Source organism: Winogradskyella aurantia (assembly GCF_002266855.1).
GTDB lineage: Bacteria > Bacteroidota > Bacteroidia > Flavobacteriales > Flavobacteriaceae > Winogradskyella > Winogradskyella aurantia.
The window spans coordinates 179,187-204,451 of the sequence record NZ_NGJN01000003.1 but is presented as its reverse complement, the minus strand read 5'-3'; the positions used below and the strand labels follow the sequence as shown (position 1 = coordinate 204,451).

The 25,265-nt window shown below is 36.6% G+C and carries 21 protein-coding genes; 12 read left to right on the top strand and 9 right to left on the bottom strand.

Annotated features, from left to right (window positions below; all coding sequences use genetic code 11):
- Nucleotides 1-64 precede the first annotated feature (64 nt).
- Nucleotides 65-1,357: an aspartyl protease family protein gene (locus CA834_RS06735; RefSeq protein WP_094967923.1), complete on the top strand. Its 1,293-nt coding sequence runs from the start codon at nucleotides 65-67 to the stop codon at nucleotides 1,355-1,357.
- Between the two features lie 30 nt (nucleotides 1,358-1,387).
- Here CA834_RS06735 and CA834_RS06730 read toward each other — a convergent pair whose 3' ends face one another.
- On the bottom strand, nucleotides 1,388-1,813 hold the full coding sequence (locus tag CA834_RS06730; protein ID WP_094967922.1) for a DUF1573 domain-containing protein: 426 nt from the start codon (nucleotides 1,811-1,813) through the stop codon (nucleotides 1,388-1,390).
- 186 nt (nucleotides 1,814-1,999) lie between these two features.
- On the opposite strand from CA834_RS06730, the gene CA834_RS06725 reads away from it, so the two are divergent.
- Both CA834_RS06725 and CA834_RS06720 read left to right on the top strand, forming a co-directional pair.
- The gene (locus CA834_RS06725; protein ID WP_094968159.1) at nucleotides 2,000-4,636 is read left to right on the top strand and encodes a valine--tRNA ligase; all 2,637 of its coding nucleotides are present in this window, start codon (nucleotides 2,000-2,002) and stop codon (nucleotides 4,634-4,636) included.
- 136 nt (nucleotides 4,637-4,772) lie between these two features.
- Nucleotides 4,773-6,209, top strand: coding sequence for an NADP-dependent isocitrate dehydrogenase (locus CA834_RS06720; RefSeq protein ID WP_094967921.1), 1,437 nt, complete (start codon nucleotides 4,773-4,775; stop codon nucleotides 6,207-6,209).
- Nucleotides 6,210-6,414: 205 nt separating this feature from the next.
- On the opposite strand, the gene rodA is transcribed toward CA834_RS06720, so the two are convergent.
- The 5 genes from rodA to purH all read right to left on the bottom strand — a co-directional run bounded on the left by rodA (nucleotide 6,415) and on the right by purH (nucleotide 13,689).
- Complete coding sequence (gene rodA / locus CA834_RS06715) at nucleotides 6,415-7,695, bottom strand: rod shape-determining protein RodA (RefSeq protein ID WP_094967920.1); 1,281 nt, start codon at nucleotides 7,693-7,695, stop codon at nucleotides 6,415-6,417.
- 3 nt (nucleotides 7,696-7,698) lie between these two features.
- Nucleotides 7,699-9,639 carry a penicillin-binding protein 2 gene (gene mrdA / locus CA834_RS06710; RefSeq protein ID WP_094967919.1) on the bottom strand — a complete coding sequence of 647 codons (1,941 nt, stop codon included), beginning with the start codon at nucleotides 9,637-9,639 and terminating at the stop codon, nucleotides 7,699-7,701.
- 495 nt (nucleotides 9,640-10,134) lie between these two features.
- A complete protein-coding gene (gene mreC, locus CA834_RS06700) occupies nucleotides 10,135-10,956 on the bottom strand; it encodes a rod shape-determining protein MreC (RefSeq protein ID WP_094967917.1) in 822 nt (273 codons plus the stop codon).
- A gap of 10 nt (nucleotides 10,957-10,966) precedes the next feature.
- Complete coding sequence (locus CA834_RS06695) at nucleotides 10,967-11,995, bottom strand: rod shape-determining protein (RefSeq protein WP_094967916.1); 1,029 nt, start codon at nucleotides 11,993-11,995, stop codon at nucleotides 10,967-10,969.
- A 164-nt stretch (nucleotides 11,996-12,159) separates the two neighbouring features.
- Nucleotides 12,160-13,689 carry a bifunctional phosphoribosylaminoimidazolecarboxamide formyltransferase/IMP cyclohydrolase gene (gene purH / locus CA834_RS06690; protein ID WP_206186856.1) on the bottom strand — a complete coding sequence of 510 codons (1,530 nt, stop codon included), beginning with the start codon at nucleotides 13,687-13,689 and terminating at the stop codon, nucleotides 12,160-12,162.
- Between the two features lie 143 nt (nucleotides 13,690-13,832).
- Between purH and CA834_RS06685 the strand changes: the two genes are divergently transcribed.
- Together CA834_RS06685 and CA834_RS06680 are read left to right on the top strand one after the other, a co-directional pair.
- Complete coding sequence (locus tag CA834_RS06685; RefSeq protein WP_094967914.1) at nucleotides 13,833-15,083, top strand: ABC transporter permease; 1,251 nt, start codon at nucleotides 13,833-13,835, stop codon at nucleotides 15,081-15,083.
- A gap of 78 nt (nucleotides 15,084-15,161) precedes the next feature.
- Nucleotides 15,162-16,415, top strand: a complete 1,254-nt coding sequence (locus CA834_RS06680) for an ABC transporter permease (protein ID WP_094967913.1) — start codon at nucleotides 15,162-15,164, stop codon at nucleotides 16,413-16,415.
- On the opposite strand, the gene CA834_RS06675 is transcribed toward CA834_RS06680, so the two are convergent.
- Entirely contained in the window at nucleotides 16,412-16,894 is a 483-nt protein-coding gene (locus CA834_RS06675) for a GAF domain-containing protein (protein ID WP_094967912.1), read from the bottom strand. The two genes, CA834_RS06680 and CA834_RS06675, sit on opposite strands and share 4 nt — an antisense overlap.
- Nucleotides 16,895-16,986: 92 nt before the next feature.
- Here CA834_RS06675 and xrtF point away from each other — a divergent pair, with 92 nt between their 5' ends.
- The 7 genes from xrtF to CA834_RS06640 all read left to right on the top strand — a co-directional run bounded on the left by xrtF (nucleotide 16,987) and on the right by CA834_RS06640 (nucleotide 23,044).
- The gene (gene xrtF / locus CA834_RS06670; protein ID WP_094967911.1) at nucleotides 16,987-17,535 is read left to right on the top strand and encodes an exosortase family protein XrtF; all 549 of its coding nucleotides are present in this window, start codon (nucleotides 16,987-16,989) and stop codon (nucleotides 17,533-17,535) included.
- Entirely contained in the window at nucleotides 17,528-17,956 is a 429-nt protein-coding gene (locus CA834_RS06665) for an exosortase F system-associated membrane protein (RefSeq protein WP_094967910.1), read from the top strand. Before xrtF ends, CA834_RS06665 begins: the two co-directional genes overlap by 8 nt.
- An 83-nt stretch (nucleotides 17,957-18,039) precedes the next feature.
- Nucleotides 18,040-18,414 (top strand): HYC_CC_PP family protein, encoded by a 375-nt coding sequence (locus CA834_RS06660; RefSeq protein WP_240507500.1) that lies wholly within the window; start codon nucleotides 18,040-18,042, stop codon nucleotides 18,412-18,414.
- Nucleotides 18,415-18,484: 70 nt separating this feature from the next.
- Nucleotides 18,485-19,222: a heavy metal translocating P-type ATPase gene (locus CA834_RS06655; RefSeq protein ID WP_094967908.1), complete on the top strand. Its 738-nt coding sequence runs from the start codon at nucleotides 18,485-18,487 to the stop codon at nucleotides 19,220-19,222.
- Nucleotides 19,219-21,453 carry a TonB-dependent receptor gene (locus tag CA834_RS06650; protein ID WP_094967907.1) on the top strand — a complete coding sequence of 745 codons (2,235 nt, stop codon included), beginning with the start codon at nucleotides 19,219-19,221 and terminating at the stop codon, nucleotides 21,451-21,453. Before CA834_RS06655 ends, CA834_RS06650 begins: the two co-directional genes overlap by 4 nt.
- Nucleotides 21,454-21,484: 31 nt before the next feature.
- Entirely contained in the window at nucleotides 21,485-21,853 is a 369-nt protein-coding gene (locus tag CA834_RS06645) for a heavy-metal-associated domain-containing protein (RefSeq protein WP_094967906.1), read from the top strand.
- A 90-nt stretch (nucleotides 21,854-21,943) separates the two neighbouring features.
- The gene (locus CA834_RS06640) at nucleotides 21,944-23,044 is read left to right on the top strand and encodes a TlpA disulfide reductase family protein (protein WP_094967905.1); all 1,101 of its coding nucleotides are present in this window, start codon (nucleotides 21,944-21,946) and stop codon (nucleotides 23,042-23,044) included.
- Nucleotides 23,045-23,123: 79 nt separating this feature from the next.
- Here CA834_RS06640 and groL read toward each other — a convergent pair whose 3' ends face one another.
- Together groL and CA834_RS06630 are read right to left on the bottom strand one after the other, a co-directional pair.
- A complete protein-coding gene (gene groL, locus CA834_RS06635) occupies nucleotides 23,124-24,755 on the bottom strand; it encodes a chaperonin GroEL (protein WP_094967904.1) in 1,632 nt (543 codons plus the stop codon).
- Nucleotides 24,756-24,874: 119 nt separating this feature from the next.
- Nucleotides 24,875-25,150, bottom strand: coding sequence for a co-chaperone GroES (locus CA834_RS06630; protein WP_094967903.1), 276 nt, complete (start codon nucleotides 25,148-25,150; stop codon nucleotides 24,875-24,877).
- Between the last annotated feature and the right edge of the window lie 115 nt (nucleotides 25,151-25,265).

The following is a 25,265-nucleotide window of genomic DNA, read 5'->3' as shown; positions in this document are numbered from 1 at the left end:
ATCCAAATACTTGACATTTTATTTTAAGAAGTTACTTTATTTTATTTGCCTGTTGTGCAGTTTAATGATTCATGCGCAAGGCACGTCTGCTTTAAAAGGGGATACCAGTGAAAAAATAAGATTTGAATTAATTGGTAATTTAATCGTTATACCAATTGAGGTTAATAATGTCTTACTGTCGTTCATTTTAGATACTGGAGTTAGTAAACCAATATTGTTTAATATATCAGAAATTGATGCGGTCGGCCTAAATAATAGGGAAGTATTCTTTTTGTATGGTTTGGGAGGTGACGGCAAATTAAAGGCCATTAAGTCCTCGAGTAATGCGATGAAAATAGGGGATGTACGTTTGTTCAATAAAGATTTATATATCGTGTACGATAAATCAATAAATTTCACTCCACGACTTGGGGTTTTAATCCATGGAATTATTGGTTACGATCTCTTTAAGGATTTTATAGTTGAGATAAATTATTCCTCTAGATTTATAAGGTTGCACAAACCAGAAACCTTTAAGCCAAAGTCCCCGAGAAAATGGAAACGGTTGCCTTTAGATGTAAATAATAAAAAGCCCTATATCGAAGCCAATGTATCCATTTCTGATCGACCTATTGAAGTAAAGTTACTACTGGACACAGGCAGTAGTGATGCTATATGGCTCTTTAAAGACAAGACTGAAGGCTTAGTACCAAAAAAAAACATGATGTTTCGGGATTTTTTAGGGAAGGGGCTCAGCGGCTCTGTATATGGTCAACGATCTAAAGTCAACCGAATCAATATAGGTGGTTTTAGTTTTAAACAGGCAAACGTTGCCTATCCAGACTCAGCTTCTATTGATAAGGATAAAATATATAAAGAGCGAAATGGTTCCCTAGGAGGGAATATTCTAAAACGATTTAATCATTTCATTGATTACAATGGCAACCAAATTTTTCTAAGAAAGAATAGAAATTTTAAAGCACCATTTACTTATAACAATAGTGGCATTGTTGTGGAATATCACGGATTAATGTTCGTGAAGGAAGAAATCAAGATTATACGTCATGTGGGAAGAAATGACAACAACGCCTTACAGATAAATCCAAGAGTTAATTATATGACATCCATAAAGCCTATCTATAAAATTGTTGAAATAAGGGAATCTTCCAATGCATTTAAAGTAGGTTTACGAACAGGTGATGTCTTATTGGCAGTGAATAATAAGAAAGCCTATGAATATGAATTATCAGAGATTAATGAGATTTTTCACGATAAGCTTGGAAAGATTGTCCGACTACGAATTGAACGCAATGGCGTTGAAATGTACTTTAAGTTTGAGCTAGATGATGTGTTTAAACAAATTGAGCCCTCAAATTGAGGGCTCAATATTCTAGTTTATGACAGAGCATTACTGCTCAATCATGCTTTTAGTTTTCTTTTCTAGGACACTCGTTTTATTTGAGTCTACCACTAATCCTTTAATTTTTAAGGCAACGGTAGGTGTTTCAGCGTTAGAGAATACCGTTATGGTCTTACGAATAGGGTTCACCCTATTGGTATCATACTTAACCTGTATTTCACCAGTCTCTCCCGGCATTATAGGTCCTTCGGGTTTTTTTGGTACCGTACAGCCACAAGTAGACTTGACATTTGAAATAATTAAGGGTGCATTTCCGGTATTGGTAAATTCGAATACTCTTACACCATTAGAACCTTTTTCAATGGTTCCATAGTCAATAACATCGGTTTTGAATTCAATCTTGGCTACCTTTTCTTGCGCAAAAGACGCGAATCCTAATAGGCCAATAAATAAAACTGCTATTAAATTTTTCATCATATTTAATTTAAATTGATAGGTTAAAACTACTTACTTTTTTTATGTGAACAAAATTAATTAGACGTAATGCATTGCATTTAACAGAAATCCACCATTATTCCAAATATTAGCAATCCAATTAATTTTTCAAAAAAAGAAATATAAGTACTTTTGTCAGCTAGTATGCAAAAACAATACCAAAATATGGAGATTCCATCAAAATATAACGCCCTGGCAGTAGAGCAAAAGTGGTATGACTATTGGCTAAAACATGATTTTTTTCACTCAGTTCCAGATAAAAGGGAGCCCTATACCATTGTTATACCTCCACCTAATGTTACTGGCGTTTTGCATATGGGTCACATGCTCAACAATACTATTCAAGATGTACTTATTAGAAGAGCACGGTTATTAGGTAAAAATGCCTGTTGGGTGCCTGGAACAGACCATGCCTCAATTGCAACTGAGGCTAAGGTGGTGGCTAAATTGAAAAGTCAAGGTATAGACAAGAATGATTTGTCTAGAGAAGAGTTTTTAGAACATGCATGGGAGTGGAAAGAACAATATGGTGGTGTTATACTTGAGCAACTTAAGAAATTGGGTTGTTCATGTGATTGGCACAGAACTAAGTTTACCTTAGACGAAGATATGTCAGAGGCCGTTATAAAGGTATTCGTTAATTTATTTAATAAGGGTCTCATCTACAGAGGATATCGTATGGTAAATTGGGACCCAGAGGCTAAGACCACGTTGTCGGATGAAGAGGTAGAATACATAGAAAAGCAGGGAAAACTATATTATATTAATTACAAAATTGAGGAAAGTCTAGATATGCTTACCATAGCCACTACTAGACCGGAAACCTTGCTAGGTGATACCGCCATCTGTATTAACCCCAATGATGAACGTTATACGCAAATAAAGGGCAAACGGGCCATTGTTCCCATATGTAATAGGGTTGTACCCATAATTGAGGATGACTATGTAGATTTAGAATTTGGGACAGGTTGTTTGAAGGTAACTCCAGCACATGATGAAAATGACAAGGTTTTAGGAGAAAAACATAACTTGGAGGTTATCGATATTTTTAATGATGATGCTACTTTAAATAGTAATGGTCTGCATTATGAAGGGAAAGATCGTTTTGAGGTCAGAAAACAAATAGTTAAAGAACTTGAAGCTGTCGGAGCATTGGTAAAAGTTGAGGATTACACTAACCGCGTAGGCATTTCAGAACGTACTAAGGCGATTATTGAGCCTAGACTCAGTGATCAGTGGTTTTTAAAGATGGACAATCTGGCAAAACCTGCCATAGATGCAGTGTTAAAGACAGGTGATGTTAAGCTTTTCCCAAAGAAATTCGAAAATACCTATCGGCACTGGATGGAGAATGTCCGCGACTGGAACATTTCGAGACAGCTAATATGGGGGCAACAAATACCTGCTTATTATTTCGGAGATGGTGAAAATGACTTTGTGGTTGCTGAAACGGCAGAGGAAGCCCTAACCGAAGCAAGAAAAAAATCTTCTAATCCAGATCTTAAAATAACGGATTTAAAACAAGATTCTGATGTCTTAGACACTTGGTTTTCGTCTTGGTTGTGGCCCATTAGCGTATTTGATGGTATTAGAAATCCGGAGAATGATGAAATTAATTACTATTACCCTACCAATGATCTGGTCACAGGTCCAGATATCTTGTTCTTTTGGGTAGCACGTATGATTGTAGCTGGCTACGAATTTAGAGGTGAAAAACCGTTCGAAAATGTTTATTTAACAGGTCTTGTTAGGGATAAGCAAAGACGAAAAATGTCTAAATCTCTTGGTAATTCACCAGATGCTCTTAAGTTAATTGAAGCTTATGGCGCAGACGGCGTAAGGGTTGGCTTATTATTGAGTTCGGCAGCAGGTAATGATTTATTATTTGATGAGACCCTCTGTCAACAGGGCAAACAATTTGCCAATAAGATTTGGAATGCGTTTAGGTTGATTAAAGGTTGGGAAATAGATGAGTCGATAGAGCAGCCTGAATCAAGTAAGGTGGCCATACTTTGGTTTGAATCTAAATTTCAGAAAACAATCTTAGAAATAGAAGAGCATTACAGCAAATATAGGTTAAGCGATGCCTTAATGGCCACGTATAAACTTATATGGGATGATTTTGCCTCGTGGCTGCTAGAAATCATTAAACCAGCATACCAACATCCCATAGATGTCCATACCTTGGGCTCGGCCATTAAAATTCTAGAAGATTTACTAAAAATACTTCATCCTTTTATGCCGTTTTTAACCGAAGAGATATGGCATTACTTAAAAGATCGTAAACCAGAGCATGCCTTAATTGTATCTAAATGGCCAATATTTGAGTCTATTGATGAAAAGGCAATTTTTGAGTTTGATTTTGCCAAAGATGTAGTTTCGGGTGTTAGAACCATAAGAAAGGAAAAGAATATTTCCTTTAAGGAGCCAATTGCATTGCATGTAATCAACAATGAAAAAATATCAACAACGTATGATGAAGTCATCAAAAAACTTGGAAATATCAATGATTTAGAATATACTATGCAGCCAATAGATAGTGCTATGACATTTCGTGTAAAATCAAATGAATATTTTATACCGATGAATGAAAGTGTTGATATTGAGTCTGAACTTAAAAAGCTGCAAGAGGAGCTTGATTATACCCAAGGTTTTTTAAAAGCTGTACAAAAAAAGTTATCTAATCAACGTTTCGTTGATAATGCTCCTGAGAAAGTTGTTGAGATAGAGCGCCAGAAGGAAGCAGATGCCTTGGCGAAAATTGAAACACTTATGAGCAGTTTGAAAAGTTTAACAAGCTAATATTTAGATTAGTTCAACTATAAATAAAAGAAGAGTAATTAAATAAATTTTTAACTATAATTTTCATTTATACATATCATATTTAAGGACAAATGAAAAATGATATGCATCTTTGCAATTATAAAACAACAACCCTATGACAAAAATCACAGTAGCTAAAGGCGATGGTATCGGCCCAGAAATAATGGATGCCACATTACGTATTTTAAAAGCAGCTGGAGCGCAACTAGACATTGATGAAATTGATGTAGGTGAAAAGGTCTATTTAGCTGGTAACACCGCAGGAATTTCTAAAGAAGCATGGGAAACCATTAGACGAAACAAGATTTTCCTTAAAGCACCCATAACAACTCCTCAAGGTGGTGGTTATAAAAGTTTGAATGTAACAACACGTAAAACACTAGGTCTTTTTGCTAATGTTAGACCGTGTAAGAGTCTTTACCCTTATATTTCTACGAAACACCCTGAGATGGATGTAGTTATTGTAAGAGAGAATGAAGAAGATTTATATGCTGGTATCGAGCATCAACAAACGGATGAGGTGGTGCAATGTTTAAAATTAATTAGCCGCCCAGGGTGTGAAAAAATTATAACCTATGCTTTTGAGTACGCCAAAAAGTTTGGTAGAAAAAAAGTAACCTGTTTTACAAAAGATAATATTATGAAACAAACCGATGGTTTGTTCCATAAGGTCTTTGATGAAATAGCAGCAAAATATCCAGAAATTGAGAACGAACACTGGATTGTTGACATTGGTGCAGCAAAATTAGCTGATACGCCTGAGGTATTTGACGTTATTGTTATGCCTAATTTATATGGTGATATCTTGTCTGATGTTGCTGCCCAGATTACAGGTTCTGTAGGATTAGCAGGTTCTTCAAATATTGGTCACGATCATGCTATGTTTGAAGCTATTCATGGTTCGGCACCTAGAAGGGCAGGTCAGAATATGGCAAACCCATCAGGTTTGTTACAAGGAGCTATTTTAATGTTACAACACATTGGGCAATCTGATATTGCAGCGAAAGTTCAAAATGCTTGGTTGAAAACCATGGAAGATGGTATTCATACCTACGATGTCTATGACGAAAAGGTAAGCACCAAGAAAGTAGGAACCAAAGAATTTGCCGATGCTGTTATTGCAAACCTAGGACAGGTGCCTCAACACCTTAAAAAAGTAGAATACAAAAATGCGGGAGCAATAGAAATCCCTAAGCATAAACGTAGGCCAAGAGCTGAAAAAGTGCTAGTAGGTGTTGACGTTTTCGTAGATTGGGAAGGAACAGATCCCGATATTATTGGAGCGAAATTGCAAGAAATGAATACTGACGTGCTTAACTTGACAATGATAACCAATAGAGGTGTAAAAGTTTGGCCGAATGGTTTTGACGAAACCTTTTGCACAGATCACTGGAGATGTCGCTTTAGTGCAGTTGATGGTAAGAAAGCATCGAAAGAGGATATTATTGAGGTATTGACCAAAGGTGTTGAAAATGGTATTGATACCATTAAGACGGAGAACCTTTATACTTTTGACGGTGTAAGAGGATATTCCTTAGGCCAAGGTCAGTAATTAAAGCGTTATGAATATTAATTTATATCCCAAGGCTTCGCGTAAGCCTTGGGATATAATGTTTTAAATATAGATTTTGGCAATTTCATAATAGTTTTGAATGAGATTAGGTACGAGTTAGATATCTATTATGTGAATATCGATAGGATACCTTACTAAACGGTTTAAAAAAAAGGATAGTTTTACCAATACTATCCTTTTTTCTTTACCACTCATTTATCTTATTACTGTCTAATTTAATGAAGATAAATAACAAAATGGTAAAGCCCCATAGGCCAGAACCTCCATAGCTAAAAAAGGGTAAAGGGATGCCTACGGTAGGTATAAGTCCCATAACCATGCCCACGTTTATGGTAAAGTGAACAAAAAAGATAGAAGCTACGCCGTAGCCATATACACGACTAAATTGAGATTTTTGAGATTCGGCTAAGAACAATATCCTAATAATTAAAGCCACAAATAAAATAACGACAAAACTACTTCCCAAAAATCCCCACTCTTCTCCAACAGTACTAAAAATATAATCGGTTTCCTGTTCTGGCACAAATTTTCCTGTGGTTCTTGTGCCTTGAAGAAACCCTTTGCCGGTCCAACCTCCAGACCCAATGGCTTGTTCTGATTGAATGAGATTATAAGCCTCTGCCTTTTTCATTTTTTCGAGTTTATCAGGATCTTTTTCAAGACGTAACCACAGACTAATCCTATTTTGTTGATGAGGTTTTAAGCCGTGTTCATAAAAAGAATTTACCCCATAAGAAAATAGGACTGAGGCGGCTAGAACGGCAATATATTGAATGATAGAAGCACGTTTCTTTCTCCGGAGGAAATATCTTGCTAATAAGACTATTGCAGTTACGATGCCAGTAATAGCTATACCATATTTTAAGGCTAATACAGCTAGAATAATTAGTGAGAATGCCATAATCAAATAAACCTGCTGTAAGCCTTCTCTGTAAAATACAAAAAAGAACGCTGAGTAAACTATGGTACTTCCTGCGTCGTTTTGAAGTAGAATCAGAGCTGCTGGCACAAAAATAATAGCTGCAACCCGCAACTGATCTTTTATGGTTTTCATATTGGTTTGCAAATCACTAATGTATTTAGCAACGGCTAGGGCAGTAGCAAACTTTGCAAACTCACTTGGCTGAATCGTCATGCTACCAATGGCGTACCAAGACCTTGCGCCATTGATTTCCTTTCCAAAAATAAACAAGCCCAAAAGGGAAAGTATGGAGACGAGATATATAACACTGCCAAACCGCTCGTAAAATTTGGCCTCCAGGGACAGAATTAGGATAATTAAAATAAATGAAAGCCCTACGAAAACAAGTTGTTTGCCATAGAGTTGAGAGGTGTCGAAGTAGCTCTGAATTTCGCCTTCATGAGAAGCTGACAATATATTAAGGTAACCAAAAGTAACTAAGAGTAAAAATAGAATGATAGTGAGCCAATCAAATTTAAATCGTCTTTGGTTTTCTCTAAGCATAGATTAAGACTTTGAAATATTGGCCTTTATATTCTGAATTGTACGATATTCTTCTTCAGAAACCGTTTCTAGAGTGGTTTGCCTGTTTATGCCAAAGGGCTCGTTAGAGTAAGGTTTTTCATATTCATGTTCCAAGGTGTGTTTTAATACAAAATCTTCAAAATCCGTTCGAGTAATCTTGCCTTTTATATAACGTTCTATCATTAAACTAGCCATTCTACCTGCAAACCGACTTCCGTAATACCCGTTTTCAACGAATACAGCAAGGGCTATGGTTGGGTTATCTTTTGGCGCAAAGGCTACAAAAATGGAGTGATCGGTTAATTGAGTTTTAACACTATCAATGATGGCGTAGTTTTCGGCCGTTCCTGTTTTACCACAGATTTCAATACCTGGCACCTGAAGGTACTTCGCTGTACCCTTATTGTAAACATCAAACATACCCTGTACCACGGGTTCAAAGTGTTGTTTGTCTATAGTAGTGTATTTTGGTGTGGTAAATTTTAAGGGGATGGTATCGCCCTCAATCTTTTTTATAATATGTGGTGTGTAATAATAGCCTCGATTTCCAATAGCCGCAGCCATATTAGCTAATTGAATTGGCGTTGCCAATACCTCACCTTGTCCTATAGCATTAGAAATGGTAAAAGTGGTATACCACCTATTTTTACCATATGCCATATCATAGGTCTTTGCGGTAGGTATTTTTCCAGGCTGACCTACGGACAAATCATTATTTAAATAGTCACCTAAGCCAAAACTTTGTACATGATTACTCCATTTGTCCATACCTTCTGCTGGCGTATCATATTTATCTATAATTCTTCTGTAGGTATTTGCAAAATAGGCGTTGCAGGATTCGTAAATACCAATGTTCATATTTACTGGACTTCTATGGGCATGACAGCCCATTCTTCTATTCCCATAGCGATACCCCATAGAACAGCTAAAGCGTTCTTCTGTGGTAATTACACCTTCTTGCAGAGCTATTAAGGCATTTAAAGTTTTAAAAGGTGAACCAGGTGGATACATGGCTTGCAGGCCTCGATCAAAAAGAGGCTTGGCAATGCTGTCGTTGTATAATTTTGAAAAATTTTTAGAACGGTCTCTTCCTACTAGTAGATTAGGATTATATGAAGGTCCTGAGACCATAGCCAAAATTTCCCCGGAACTCGGTTCAATGGCTATAATTCCGCCACGTTTATTTCTCATCAATAATTCACCATAGGCTTGTAATTGAGAGTCTATAGTGATGGAAATATCTCTTCCGGGTCTAGGAAGGGTGTCAAATCTACCCTCCTTATAAGGACCTATATCTTTATTGAAACGGTCTTTTTGAATAAACTTAACACCTTTTATACCTCTTAATGTATTTTCGTAGGTTTTCTCTACCCCTTGTTTGCCAATCAGGTCACCTAATTTGTAGTAAGGTTGCCGGGCAATAATCTGTCTATTTACCTCACCGATATCACCAAGAACATTAGCCCCAATTGTGGTTTGATAAGATCTAAGGGATCTTTTTTGAATGTAAAAACCTTCATATTTCCACATTTTTTCCTGTAGTACGGCATAATCTTTTTTTGAAAGTTGCGGTACAAAAGGCGAGGGTAGTCTAGGCGAATAATTTCGTGCTCTTTCAAGTTTTTGTCTATACTCTTCCTCAGTAATTTTTAACAACCCGCAAAACTCCTGAAGGTCTGAACTGTCTAAAGGTTCTACGTCTCTGGGTATAACCATAACATCGTAGGAAGGCTGATTGGCGACAAGGAGCTTGCCATTTCTGTCATAGACATAACCGCGTTTAGGATAATTGTACACCTTTCTAATTGCGGTATCATCAAGAATACTGTAAGCATCACTACTGTATACTTGGAGATAAAACAAACGGGCCATGAAAACGAGACCAACAAAAATGACAGATATAAAAAGAAGTAATTTTCTCATTTTCGATTTCGACTAAAGAGAATAATTATTAAAATGCTCACAATAATAGTGAAGGTACTTGAGAATAACGTCTTTTTAAGAATTAACAGTATACTAGATATGTTAAAAATCTCTAGAGAAAATAATGTCAAGTGATGTATTAGTGTGCCAAAGGTTATATAGGTAAAAAGACTGCCTATATCGGTGGTAGTAAATTTTACACTTTGATGTTCGTACAACATACCAAACGATGTTTTAAGCAGAACGGGCCTGGCATAGGCTAAGACAACTGACGCCGCTGCATGAACGCCTCCTGAATCAGAAAACATATCAATAAAGAGACCCAATAAAAAACTTAACAAGAGCAGCGTTAATCTATTATCTCGTATAGGAAATAAGAAAATAAATATAATGTAGATATAGGGGTTGATATAGCCCAAAAAGTTTATATTATTACAGATAACTACCTGAACTAGCAATAAAACGATAAATCTAATTGTGTGTATGCCTACAGTGCTAGTCATCTGTCATCATTTCTAAGGATTTTATCTCTTCCTTGTCTAAATTTTCGATAATGTAAACGGCCCCGATATTGGTCATGTCATTGAACAACTTTACTTGAATAATGTAAGTGTCCCCTCCTATATCCGTCTTAAAGTCATCAATAACACCTATATTGATGCCTTTAGGGAAAATAGCAGATTGCCCCCCAGTAACAATTGTATCTCCAACTTTAATTGGGGCAAAATTAGAGACGTCTATGAGTTGAGTAAATTGGGAAGATTTTCCGTCCCAAGTTAAGGAACCGATATGATTTGTATTTTTTAGCTTGGCATTTATCCTACTTTTTTTATTGAGAATAGAGAGTACCCTCGAATAGTTATTTGATGTATTGTCTATAATACCAACAATTCCATTTGAAGTAATAACGCCAAAATCTTGTTTTATACTATCGTTCTTTCCTTTATTAAGGGTTAGGTAGTTGTTCATTCGAGAATAACTATTCTTATATACTTCAGCTGAGGTAATCCTATAAGGAACTTTAGAATAAGATGTGTCTATATAAGACGAGTCTGATGCACTAGGAATATTCAAGAGTTGCCTTCTTAATCGCCGGTTTTCTTCTAATAAGAGCTCGTTTTGGTCCTTTAATCCAAAGTATTCATCAATTGAATTTACGGTACCATATACGCCACCTGTTAGGGCATTAGCTGAATTAATAAATGTACTTTTATGGTAGGAGTGCGATTGAATGGTAAAGCCTAGCGAGATACAAAAAAGTAATAAAAACAACAGAAAAGTTTTGTTTCTTATAACAAAATTGAATATTTGTTGCATTATTTACTTCTTATTTAATCAATACGCTTTTGTATTTAGCTAAATTTTTAAGCACTATTCCCGTACCTCTTACAACTGCCCTTAGCGGGTCTTCAGCAATATAAACAGGTAGGTCTGTTTTTTGTGAGAGACGCTTGTCTAAGCCTCTCAGCATTGAGCCTCCACCTGCCAAATAAATACCGGTATTGTAGATATCAGCAGCTAATTCTGGAGGTGTTTGTGACAAGGTTTCCATTACGGAGTCCTCAATTCTTAAAATAGATTTATCCAGAGCTTTAGCTATTTCACGATAAGAAATCTGAACCTGCTTTGGTTTTCCCGTTAACAGATCGCGTCCTTGAACACTCATATCCTCAGGAGGTAACTCTAAATCTTCTGTGGCGGCACCAATCTGAATTTTTATCTTCTCAGCAGTTCGATCGCCAACATACAGATTATGTTGGGTACGCATGTAATAAATAATATCATTAGTAAATACGTCACCCGCTACTTTTACCGATTTGTCGCAAACAATACCACCAAGGGCGATGACGGCAATTTCTGTTGTACCACCACCTATATCGACAATCATATTACCTTTGGGCTGCATAATATCTACGCCAATACCAATAGCTGCAGCCATCGGTTCATGTATAAGGTAAACTTCTTTTCCATTAACACGCTCACAAGATTCCTTAACAGCACGCATTTCAACTTCCGTAATTCCTGAAGGAATACATACGACCATTCTTAAGGCAGGATTGAAAAACTTCTTTTTAAGTGCTGGAATATTTTTGATGAATAAGCTAATCATTTGCTCAGACGCATCAAAATCTGCAATTACCCCATCTTTCAAAGGACGGATGGTTTTTATATTTTCATGGGTTTTTCCCTGCATCATGTTGGCCTCTTTACCGACAGCAATTATTTTTCCACTGATGCGGTCTCTAGCAACAATTGAAGGGTTATCAACTACTACTTTGTCGTTATGGATTATAAGGGTATTTGCCGTTCCTAGGTCTATGGCTATTTCTTCAGTTAAGAAATCAAAAAATCCCATGGGCTACTTTTAATTATTTGGGTTATTTCAGTCCGTCATTAGCGACGTGTCGTAAATGTAATCAATTATACGATAATTCTCTTACTATGGATGTGTATTGCCTATTTTTTTTCTATAAATATATGCTTAGGAAATAAATCTATCCGCTTGTAAGAGCATTAGCATTAATGTTTAAAATGTCTTGTTCCGGTAAATACCATGGCCAGGTTGTTTGCGTTGCAATAATCAATGCTCAATTCGTCTTTAATTGAGCCTCCTGGTTGAATAATAGCTGTTATGCCAGCTTTATCAGCAATCTCAACACAATCTGGAAATGGAAAAAAAGCATCACTTGCCATTACAGCACCATTAAGGTCAAAACCAAAGGATTTAGCCTTATGTATAGCCTGATTAAGTGCATCAACACGACTGGTTTGTCCGGTACCACTAGCGCAAAGCTGTTTGTTTTTAGCTAATACTATAGTATTGGATTTGGTGTGTTTACAAATTTTGGATGCAAATATTAAATCCTCCAATTCTGTATTTGTAGCTGCTTTATTTGTTACTGTTTTTAAATCCTCTAGCGCGTCTGTTTTATTATCTCTCTCTTGAACAAGTATGCCATTTAAGCAGGTTCTTACTGTAGTTTTTGGCAATTCAACATCATTAAGAACCAATAAGATTCTGTTCTTTTTGCCCTTCAAAATTTCTAAGGCATCCGGAGTGAAAGATGGTGAAATAACCACTTCGCAGAACAGCTTGTGTATTTCTTCTGCTGTTGATTTGTCAATCTGCGTGTTCGATATTAAAATACCGCCAAAAGCGGATACCGGGTCTCCTGCAAGTGCATCAATATAAGCTTGTTGAACTGTCTTGCGTTGTGCAAACCCACAAGCATTGTTATGCTTTAATACGGCAAAAGTTGGGTCTTCGTTTTTAAATTCTGAAATAAGGTTAACAGCGGCGTCAACATCCAAAAGGTTATTGTAGCTCAACTCCTTTCCGTAAAGCTTGGTGAACATTGCCTCAAAATCGCCGTAGAAAAAGCCTTTTTGATGTGGGTTTTCGCCATAGCGCAAAACCTTGCCATTAGTTTCGCTTACTTTTAAAGCGGCTATCTTGTGGTCATTGTTAAAATAATTGAATATGGCCGTGTCATAATGCGAGGAAACGTTGAACGCTTTAGCGGCAAACAGCTTACGGTCCTCACTCGAGGTGACGCCATGTTTTTCTTCAAGTAATTCCAATAATTCAGAATACTCCTCAACCGAAGAGACGCAAAGTACATCGGCATAATTTTTAGCGGCTGCCCTAATCAAGGAAATACCTCCTATATCAATTTTCTCGATAATATCTTGGTCACTTGCACCAGAAGCTACTGTTTTTTCAAACGGATATAAATCCACTATAACCAAATCAATTTGTGGAATTTCAAATTCTGCCAATTCGGCAATATCACCCGAATGGTCTTGTCTGTTTAAAATACCACCAAACACCTTTGGGTGTAAGGTCTTAACCCTACCGCCAAGTATAGATGGATACGAAGTTACGTCTTCTACGGGTACAACATCGATGCCCAAATCCCTGATGAATTTTTCAGTTCCCCCAGTAGAATAAATGGTCACATTTAAGTCATTCAATTTCTTAACAATTGGGGCGAGTCCATCTTTGCTAAATACAGAAATAAGTGCAGATGAAATGGTCTTTTCAGTCATGATATGGTCTTGTGAAATTTATGCGGCAAAAATACGTATAATCAAAAACAAATTATCGCTCATTTAGGCAGTTTGTTCAAGTTTTTTGTAACAATGAATTGTTGACAACGTCTAATTCTTTAATCGCGATTAAATATTATGACATGTTGGTTTATCTTAGGTTAATAAAAGAAAGTTTTTCTTTTGCCTTAACCGCTCTCAACAATAATAGGCTCAGGACATTTCTTTCTCTTTTGGGAGTGACGGTAGGTATATTTTCCATAATTGCGGTTTTGGCAGCGGTAGATTCGTTAGATAGAAGTATTCGTGAAAATCTAGATGGTATTGATACCAATACGATGTATTTAATGACAATTTCATTTGGTCCAACCGATGTTCCCAAATGGAAACGCGATAACTTTGAGCCAATTTCATATGACGATTATAAGTTTATAAGAAAAAATATTTCCGACGTTGAAGAAACGGCTTATAGCATTTTTGGTATTAGAGAGACCGTTCGTTACCAAGCGGAAACAATAAGTGGGGTAAATATAGGTGCAGTAACCCACGGGATTTATGCTATAGAACGTTTAAAATTGGATAAGGGTCGTTTTTACACAGAACTAGAATCGGAAACGGGTGCTCCAGTGGTTGTTATAGGTTATAGATTGGCTGAGAACCTTTTCGGTCAAGAAGAACCTATAGGAAAGCAAATCCGTATTTTTGGACGTAAATTAAGAGTTATAGGCGTTTTGCAGAAATTTGGTGATGCTATAGGTGATTCGCCTGATGACACTGCTTACATGCCAGTAAACTTTGTCCGCGGTATAATAAACACTGGCAAAACAGGTTATCCAACAGCTATTGTGATTAAGCCTACGGCGAATGTAGATATTGATGCCTTTGAGCAGGTACTAGAACAAAAATTTAGGGTACACAGAGGTGTAAAAGCAGGCGATATTAGTGACTTCTTTCTATCAAGGCTGTCTGGTTTTGTTAATATCATTGATAGTATCATTGCTAGTTTGAATGTTATAGGTTGGATGCTCAGCGGTTTTTCACTTTTGGTAGGAGGCTTTGGTATTGCCAATATTATGTTTGTCAGCGTAAAGGAGCGAACCAATATTATAGGAATACAAAAGGCGCTTGGGGCTAAAAATAAATTTATTTTGTTTCAATTCTTATTTGAAGCCATTATCCTTGCGCTTCTTGGTGGCTTAGTTGGATTGATTTTGGTTTGGTTGATTACGATAATATCCACCTTAGCTCTAGATGATTTTAAGTTTGTCCTTTCTTTCACAAATATTTGTATTGGTTTAGGAATTTCAACGTTTATCGGCTTGGTTTCTGGAGTTATTCCAGCCTTGACCGCATCGCGATTAGATCCTGTAGAAGCTATACGATCAGGAATATAAGTCAATTTTTATTTTTAGCTTTTCTGTAACATATTACGTTAATAAAGCCATTATCTTTATTATTGTAAAAAATGCGATATGCTAGTTTACCTAAGACTTTTTAAGGAAAGTTTTTCTTTTGCGTTAAATGCACTTGCAAACAATAGGTTGCGAACCTTCTTGACGCTACTAGGTGTTACTATTGGTATTTTTTCAATAATAGCAGTACTCGCGGCAGTGGACTCCTTGGACAGAAACATTAAATCTAAATTAAATGCTTTGGAGAGTAATACCATGTACTTATCACATTTCACCTTCAGCCCAACTGATGTTCCCAAATGGAAGCGTGAGCAATTTAAACAAATATCATATTCAGAGTACCGCTATTTAAAATCAGCTTTGGCCGATGTTGAGCATATGGCCTTCCAGTTATTTGTTCAGCGTGAACGTATCCGATATGAGTCTGAATTAGTGGATAACGTCAATACTGTGGCTGTATCTTATGAGTTTGAAGATATTCAACGCCTAGAATTTGAGAGTGGCCGTTTTTTCAATGAAGTTGAGTCTAATTCGGGTAGGTCTGTTGTTGTTATTGGGTCTGAGATTGCAAATTCACTCTTTGGTGAGGTTAATCCTCTAGGCAAAAAGATACGGCTTTATGGCCAACGATTTACTGTAATAGGGGTAGTCAAAAAGGAAGGCTCGGCTCTTTTTGGTGACAGTAATGATATCTCTGTTTTTATTCCAGTGAATTTTGTAAGAAATCAATTTGGCGAGAATAAACGTTCTATTATTCCCTTTGTGATCATAAAACCCCAAGACGGTGTAAATCCGGATATCTTAAAAGCTGAAATAACGCAATTGCTCAGAAATAAAAGAGGTATAAAGCCAGATGAAATTTCGCCGTTCTTTATAAGTGCGGTTGAAGGGCTCCAATCCTTAGTTGACGGTATTATTAGTAGCTTGAATGTTATTGGTTGGGTGATCAGTGGATTTTCCCTATTGGTGGGAGGCTTTGGTATCGCTAATATAATGTTTGTGAGTGTGAAGGAGCGCACTAATATCATTGGAATTCAAAAGTCATTAGGTGCTAAAAATAAATTTATTTTATTTCAATTTCTATTTGAAGCTGTGATTTTGGCGGTTTTAGGAGGGCTTGTTGGTTTGATTATGGTTGGATTAGCAACTATGGTTGCCTCTTCATTGGCCGATGAGTTTGAATTTGTATTGTCATTTAAAAATATGCTAATTGGACTCTCAATATCTTCCTTTATAGGACTATTAGCTGGTGTAGTGCCCGCAATTTCAGCTTCACGATTGGATCCCGTTGAGGCTATTAGAACAGGTTTCTAAAAGGTCAGCATATAGTTTTCCTCATCTATTAGCTTAGCCACTTGCTTACAGACATACTCTAAAAAACGCTCATCATCTTCCGTAAAAGGGTCTGGTGTGTTTGAATCAATATCAATTTGACCAATATTGTCTCCGTTTATAAAGATAGGAACTACAATTTCTGCCTTAACTGATATGCTACAGGCAATATAATTATCTTGAGCCGATACATCTGGTACTACAAAGTTTTTGTTGCTAACCGCAACTTGACCGCAAATGCCTTTGCCGAAAGGGATTATGGTATGGTCGGTGGGTGCGCCCACATAAGGTCCTAATTTAAGTTCATCCTTGTCTCCATTTTTAAAATAAAAACCAACCCAATTGTAATAGGCTACATTTGCCTCAAGAAGCTCGCATATACTTAAAAGACGCTCGTCTACTGTTTTCTTTTTAAGTGCAATAATTGACTTTATCCTAGGTTTTAGTTCTTGCAGGGTCATGAATAAATTTTTTTGGTAAAAGTATCTAAATACAGCTGTTTTGAAATGTCGTTTTCATAAATTTAACATCAAACTAACATTGTTCTGATTTTTTGAAATCATTATTCGTTAAATACAAGCTGGTATTCCGTTTTATAATCACATTTATAGCGGTGTATACGAGTCTTACCTTGGCCTACGGATGGTACTTATCTTTATCAGATGGCTCTATGTATTATCCTGACTTCATGACAAATTTAGTGGCGCGCCAAACGGAATCCCTATTGAATGGCATAGGTTATAACACAAAAATTGCGGCTCACGCAAATGAACCCTCGATGAAGATTATTATTAATGGCAAATATGTAGCTAGGGTCGTTGAGGGTTGCAATGCCTTAAGCATTATAATTTTATTTGTATCCTTTATTGTTGCCTTTGCTGGTAAATTAAAAGCCACACTGCTATACTGTTTTGCTGGTAGTATACTTATTTATGCTTTTAATCTCCTCAGAATTGCCATTCTTTCGGTTGGCCTTTACCATTATCCTTGGCGACGCGAAATTCTACATACGGTCATATTTCCATTGCTTATTTACGGTACTGTGTTCTTGTTATGGATGGTTTGGGTAAACCGTTTTACCAAACTTAAAGCCAATGTCTAAGATCCTCAGATATAGTATCATTAGTATTCTTTTGCTTTTCTTGGTTTTAATAAGGGCGTTTGAAGACCAACTCTTTTACGACCCCTATTTAACCTTTTTTGAAAACGATTATCTGTATGTAGACAGCCCAAGACGAGAAGTGGCCAAATTAGTATTTTTTACAAGTCTCAGGTTTTTAATGAACACTATTTGTTCCTTAGGAATTATTTTTATGGTCTTTAAGGATAAGAACATCCTTAGGTTTTCTTCATTAATTTATGCCGTAGCTTATGTTCTTATGTTGATTCCTTTCCTTTATTTTGTCATTAATCCTAAACAAGAGGATTACTATTTGTTTTTTAATATTAGGCGATTTTTAATTCAGCCTATATTGCTCATTCTTCTTTTGCCAGCCTTTTACTATTACAGACTAAATCGTTAAGGCTTTGGTAAACTCTTAGTACCTAAACATTTATTTTGTAATTTTGCTTTGTGAATAAGTTACTTCTATATAAAACAATTTCATTGGCACTATCCGTATTGGTGCTGTTTTCAACAATGTCTTTCACTATTGAAAAGCACTACTGTGGAAATAATTTAGTAGATAAAGCTATATTCTCAAAAGTACAGAAATGTAGCGGAATGAATAATGAAAAAGATGACCTTGTTAAGAAACCTTGTTGTGAGGACGTTGTTGATGTGGTAGAAGGTCAAGACAAATTAAACACTTCTGAATTTCAAAAGTTAGATTTAGATTTACAGCCTGTTCTAGCCATCTTCCTTTACACTTATTCCCTTACTATAAATAGTCTACCTAAAGAAACCATTCCACATAGGTATTATTCTCCCCCCAACCTCATAAAGGACATACAGCTTTTAGATGAGGTTTATCTAATTTGATTTTTTGAAATGTCTGTATTTTAAAAGCGTCACTCTATGGCGTAAATACTAATATTTCAAAAACAATAAAATGATACATACATATAATATTTCTGGTATGACCTGCAGTGGTTGTAAAGCTGCAGTTGAATCATCCCTTTCCTCCTTAGAAGCCATAAAAACTGCTTCTGCAAACCTCGAAGATCATGAGGTCACTTTAGAAATGACAAAGCATTTGGATATAGAAACCCTTCAAAATGCATTATCAGAAAAATACAAAATTTCAGAACAAACAAAAACCAATGTCTTTGGCAGTAGTTCGCAAAATCAAAGTAAATCAGAAAAGAGTGAGCTGAAGCAATTGTTTCCGCTATTTCTAATTTTTGGATACATTTTAATAACTTCTGTTTTGTTGAATTTAGATTTTTGGAATATCAGCGCATTTATGCTGGATTTCATGGGTTTGTTTTATATTATTTTTAGCTTTTTTAAATTTTTAGACATCAGTGGATTTGCCCAAAGTTTCAGGATGTACGATCCTCTAGCAAAAAAGGTTTTGGTCTACGGAACGGTATATCCCTTTATAGAACTAGGACTGGGCCTATTGTTCTTAATGCGCTATAAAGTGGAAATCGCTTTAGTCTTAACGCTGATTGTTTTGGGAATCACGACATATGGTGTTACTAAAACGCTATTAGATAAAAAATCTATTCAATGTGCATGTTTGGGGTCCGTATTAGACTTACCCATGACAAAAGCCACGTTTATAGAGAATAGTATAATGATAGCAATGGCAATATTAATGCTGATAAAAACCTATGCCTTATGAGAAAACTCTTATTTATTTTCATATGGGCTCCAATGGTTCTGTCCTCACAAGATCTATTAGAAGGTATTGTTTTAGAAAGCAGTAGTTCAAAAGAAATGCCGCTCCCAGGGGCTAATGTATATTGGTTAGGGTCCACAGTGGGTACTGTGACTAACGACGAAGGAACGTTTGCTTTGCCGTATAAATTCTCCTATAATAAATTGGTTATAAGTTATGTCGGGTTTAAAACAGATACGCTCACAGTGACCTCTAACACATATATCAGGCATATACTACAGGCCTCTGATGAGTTAGATGCGGTGAATATCATCTCACGAAATCAGGCTACAACCAAATCCTATTTAAAGGCCACAAATACTTTTACGGTAAGTAGCGATGAGCTTCTTAAGGCGGCCTGTTGCAACCTATCTGAGAGTTTTGAGACCAACCCTTCTATTGATGTGAATTTTGCAGATGCGGTTTCAGGAACACGCCAAATAAAAATGCTAGGCCTAACTTCACCATATATTTTGATAACCACAGAGAATGTGCCAGCTATACGAGGCGCCTCTCAAGCTTATGGATTAAGTTTTATTCCAGGGACCTGGGTAGAGAGTATTCAAATAACCAAAGGCTCGGGAAGTGTGGTTAATGGTTTTGAGAGTATTGCCGGTCAAATCAATACGGAATTAGTGAAGCCCTTGACAGACGACAGGCTTTTTGTAAATGCCTATGCCGGTATTAACGGTAGATTTGAGTTAAACACACATCTTAACCATAAAGTTTCGGATAAGTGGAGTACAGGATTGTATGTGCATGGTAATCTCAGGGACCAGAAGTTTGACAGGAACGATGATTCCTTTTTAGATGTTCCTTTAAAGAAACAAATAAATGTTATGAACCGTTGGCAATACACTAATGGAGAAAAAGGATTAGTCAGTTTCATTAATTTTAGATATTTAAACGACCAGACACAAGCCGGTCAATTAGATTTTATACCTGAACGCGATCGAGGTACCACAAATTTTTGGGGAAGTGAAATTAATACCGAACGCTTTGAGGTGACCACCAAATTAGGTTATGTTAATCCCGAAGTGCCCTATCAAAGCTTGGGCTTTCAAACCGCGTATAGCTATCACAAACAAGATTCTTATTTTGGATTGAACCTTTATGATATTACACATAATAGTTTCTACTCAAACATAATCTACAACAGTATTATTTCAGATTCTCGACATAAGATAAAAACGGGACTAAGTTTTACATATGATAATTATGATGAGGTGGTTAACTCGAGCCCTTACGAGCGTACAGAGAACTCTGTAGGAGGCTTTTTTGAGTATGCTTATGACAATTTAGATAATTTCACCCTCACGGCAGGGTTGCGTTTCGATCAACATAATAGGTTGGGCTTTTTCGCAACACCGCGTTTGCACTTGAGATATACGCCTTGGGAGAAATCCGCATTTCGGGCCTCTATCGGCAGAGGGAAACGGAGTGCCAATATATTTGCAGAGAACCAAAATCTATTTTCGAGTTCTAGACAAATCAACATCTTAAATTCTGGAGGAAAAATTTATGGCTTGGATCCGGAAATAGCATGGAATTACGGTGTAAGTTACCTTCAAGGATTTAATCTCTTTGAAAGAAAGGCTGATATTACTTTGGATTTCTATAGAACTGATTTTCAAAACCAAGTCGTTGTGGATTGGGAAAATCCATTCGAGATTAATTTTTATAATCTTGAAGGTGATAGTTTTGCCAATAGTTTTCAGTTTGAATTCAATTATAACGCTTTTGAGGGTTTTGATTTGAGAACGGCCTATAAGTATTATGACGTGCAAACTGATTATAATTCTGGGCGCCTTGATAAACCCCTTACCCCACAACATCGAATATTTGCCAACTTATCTTATGAAACGCCTGAAAAGGAAAATGGATCACAGTGGAAATTTGATACTACATACAATTGGCTGGGACAACAGCGCTTTCCGAGTACGGATTTAAGTCCTGAACAATATCAATTACCCGATAATTCTCCAACGGTTGCAACCTTGAATTTGCAAGTGACCAAGGTGTTTTCATCGAATTTTGAAGTATATTTAGGAGGTGAAAATGTAACCAACGTAAGGCAACCGAATCCAATAATTAGTCCTGAGGATCCATTTGGTTCAAATTTTGATAGTAACTTTGTGTACGGGCCTATTTTTGGAAGTATGTACTATGCCGGTTTGCGATATAAATTAAAATAATAAAGTAAGAATTACAAAATAGATAAATAGTATGAGACAAATCATTTTAATAGTTACGTTATTAATATCAACAGTAACAGTTGCACAAAACAAAAATGCCAAAGCAAGTATGGAAGTGGATGGTGTTTGCGGTATGTGTAAGGAGCGTATAGAAAAGGCTGCAATACGCACCAAAGGTGTAAAATCAGCAGTTTGGAGTATAGACACTCACGAGTTGCAGCTTATTTATGATGAGAACAAAACTAATTTAAAAACTATAGCCCAGAAATTGGCTGATGTCGGCCACGACACTAAAGAAATTAAGGCTACTGAGGAAGCTTATAATTCCGTGCACCCATGCTGCAGATATAGGGATAAGGACGTGGTGAGAGATCATGAGGGAGAAATGAAAAAGAACTAAATAAAAAAAGCCTGAAAACAATTTTCAGGCTTTTTTTATGTTTGTTTTTTTGTAAGTGTTTAGCGATATTTCATAAAATTAAATAGAAACATGAAAAAAATTGCTTTTGTAATTGCGCTGACGCTTTCTATGTTAGCCTGTAAAAATGAATCTAAGGATGTTGTGGACAATTCTAAGAACAAAACCTACACGCTTTTAGGTACTGTGAAAGGTATGCCAGATAGTTCCATGGTTATTATATCTGAAGCCAATAAAACTATAGATTCTGCAATTGTTAAGGACGAGCGTTTTACCATATCAGGGTCTCTAGAAGAACCAATTAGTGTTTATTTAAGTATTAAGGGTACACGCGACTACACTACACTTTGGTTAGAGCCAGGCAGGCTAACATTTAGTGCCGAAAAAGGAAAATTTAAACAGGCTGAGATTACAGGGTCAGGCCTTCAGAAAGAGGATAATCGGTTGAATGCTCAAATAGTAGCTCTAAGATTTCAACAAGACAGTATAGAGAATCTCATAAGGCCAGATATGACGAAGTTGGAAAAGCAAGTGTTATTAGGTGCCTATTTTGATTTGGAAAGAGAAGAAGACAGTATATACAAGTCATTTATAGCGGAAAATAATCACTCCTTAGTCAGTGCTCACATTTTAAATATTTACAAGACTACCTGGGGTAAAGCGACTACACAATCCTTGTATGATAAGTTCACAAAGGAAGTTAAGAGCTCAAATTATGGAAAAGGTATTAAAGAGTATTTAACACTTAATAAAGAACCTGCCATTGGAGATCCATACGTTGATTTTGCGATGTTGGATGTTAATGGCGATTCGAAAAAGCTTTCAGATGAAAAAGGTAGAGTCACATTGCTTGAATTCTGGGCCTCTTGGTGTGGTCCGTGCCGTGCAGAGAACCCAAATTTGGTAAAAACTTATGAGATGTTCCATCCAAAAGGCTTTGATATTTTTGCTGTTTCTTTGGATACGGATAAAGACCGTTGGATGGAGGCCATTGCTAAAGATGGATTAGAATGGACACATGTAAGTGATTTGAGTGAAGAAAATAAGGCCGGTTTGATTTATGGTGTAAATGGTATTCCCGATAACTTTCTCATTGATGCCAGCGGAAATGTTGTTGGCCGCAATCTGCGAGGAGAGGAACTTAATACGAAATTAGCCGAACTATTACCTTAGAACTAGTCTTACATCAAAAAAAACCCTATGCACAAGTCATAGGGTTTTTTGATACTAGTTCTTATTTAAATAGATGTTTTTACATCATGCCGGGCATACCACCGCCGCCCATTGGAGGCATTGCAGGAGCATCTTCCTTAATGTCTACTAAAGCACACTCTGTGGTTAAAATCATACCAGCTACGGAGGCAGCATTCTCCAAGGCAATACGTGTTACTTTTTTAGGGTCAATAATACCAACCTTAAGCATGTCTACATATTTCTCAGATTTAGCATCGTAGCCAAAGTCTTTCTTACCTTCTAATACTTTGTTTATAACTACAGAACCTTCACCGCCAGCATTTTCTACTATGGTGCGTAAAGGTGCCTCAATAGCCTTATTCACAATTTGAACACCTGTGGTTTCATCTAAATTATCCGTTGTGATTTTTTCTAAGGTTTTTTTAGCTCTCACCAAAGCAACCCCACCACCAGCAACGATACCTTCTTCTACAGCCGCTCTTGTGGCATGTAAGGCATCATCAACACGATCTTTCTTCTCTTTCATTTCGACTTCAGAGGCAGCACCAACATACAATACAGCAACACCACCAGCCAATTTAGCTAAACGCTCTTGCAGTTTCTCTTTATCATAATCAGAAGTTGTGGTTTCGATTTGTGCTTTAATTTGGTTCACTCGTGCTTTTATGTCAGCAGCTTTACCGTTACCATTTACAATAGTTGTGTTGTCTTTGTCAATTGTTACTGTTTCAGCAGTACCTAACATAGTTAAATCTGCGTTCTCAAGAGAGAAACCTCTTTCTTCAGAAATCACAACACCACCAGTAAGGATAGCAATGTCTTCTAACATTGCTTTACGTCTATCGCCAAAACCAGGTGCTTTAACAGCAGCGATTTTAAGTCCACCACGTAATTTATTCACCACCAATGTTGCTAAAGCTTGTCCTTCAACATCTTCTGCGATGATTAATAATGGGCGACCAGACTGTGCAACAGGTTCTAATATGGGAAGAATTTCTTGTAAGTTAGAAATCTTCTTGTCGAACAATAAAATGTATGGATTCTCTAAATCAGCAATCATTTTATCCGCATCTGTAACGAAATAAGGGGATAAATACCCTCTGTCAAATTGCATACCTTCAACAACGTCGACATAGGTTTCCATACCTTTTGCCTCTTCAACTGTGATTACACCTTCTTTACCAACTTTCTCAAAAGCAGTTGCAATTAAGTCACCGATGGTATCGTCGTTATTAGCAGAAATTGCGGCTACTTGCTTTATCTTTTCAGAAGAGTTTCCTACTTTTTGAGACTGCTTATCCAAATCTTTTACAATAGATTCTACCGCCTTATCAATACCGCGTTTTAAATCCATTGGATTTGCACCAGCAGCCACATTTTTAAGACCTTCTTTAACGATAGCTTGAGCTAACACTGTTGCCGTTGTGGTACCATCACCAGCCAAATCATTAGTTTTGGACGCTACCTCCTTAACCATTTGTGCGCCCATGTTTTCAAGCTCATCTTCTAGCTCGATTTCTTTGGCAACCGTAACACCATCTTTGGTTACTTGAGGTGCTCCAAACGATTTATCAATAATTACGTTTCTGCCCTTAGGTCCTAAGGTTACTTTAACTGCATTTGCCAATGCATCAACACCGCGCTTTAATCCGTCGCGTGCTTCAATATCAAATTTTATATCTTTTGCCATAGTTAAAATGTTGTTTAAAATTTTTAAATCTCAAAGTTCAAAGACTACATTCCAATGAGGAACTTTCGAATTATCATTTGAGCGTTTAGAATTTAGTTTTTGTTTATTGTTGTTTACAATTAAATAATTGCCAGAATATCACTTTCGCGCATCATCAAATAGTCCTTACCTTCAAGCTTAAGTTCGGTCCCACCGTATTTTCCATAAAGTACAGTGTCACCAACTTTAACTGTTAAAGGTTCGTCTTTTTTACCGTTGCCAATGGCAACTACAGTGCCCTTTTGCGGTTTTTCCTTTGCGTTATCTGGAATTATAATACCAGATGCGGTCTTAGTTTCAGCTTCCATAGGTTCTACAAGAACTCTGTCTGCTAATGGTTTAATGTTTAAGCTCATTCTGTTTAATATTTTAGTTAATTAATTATTATTTGAATACGTTGCTGATGTTCGAAAATTGTGCCAATTGAAGAGGACTGACAAAGTTTCAGTAATAAAAAAGCCAGCTGTTTAA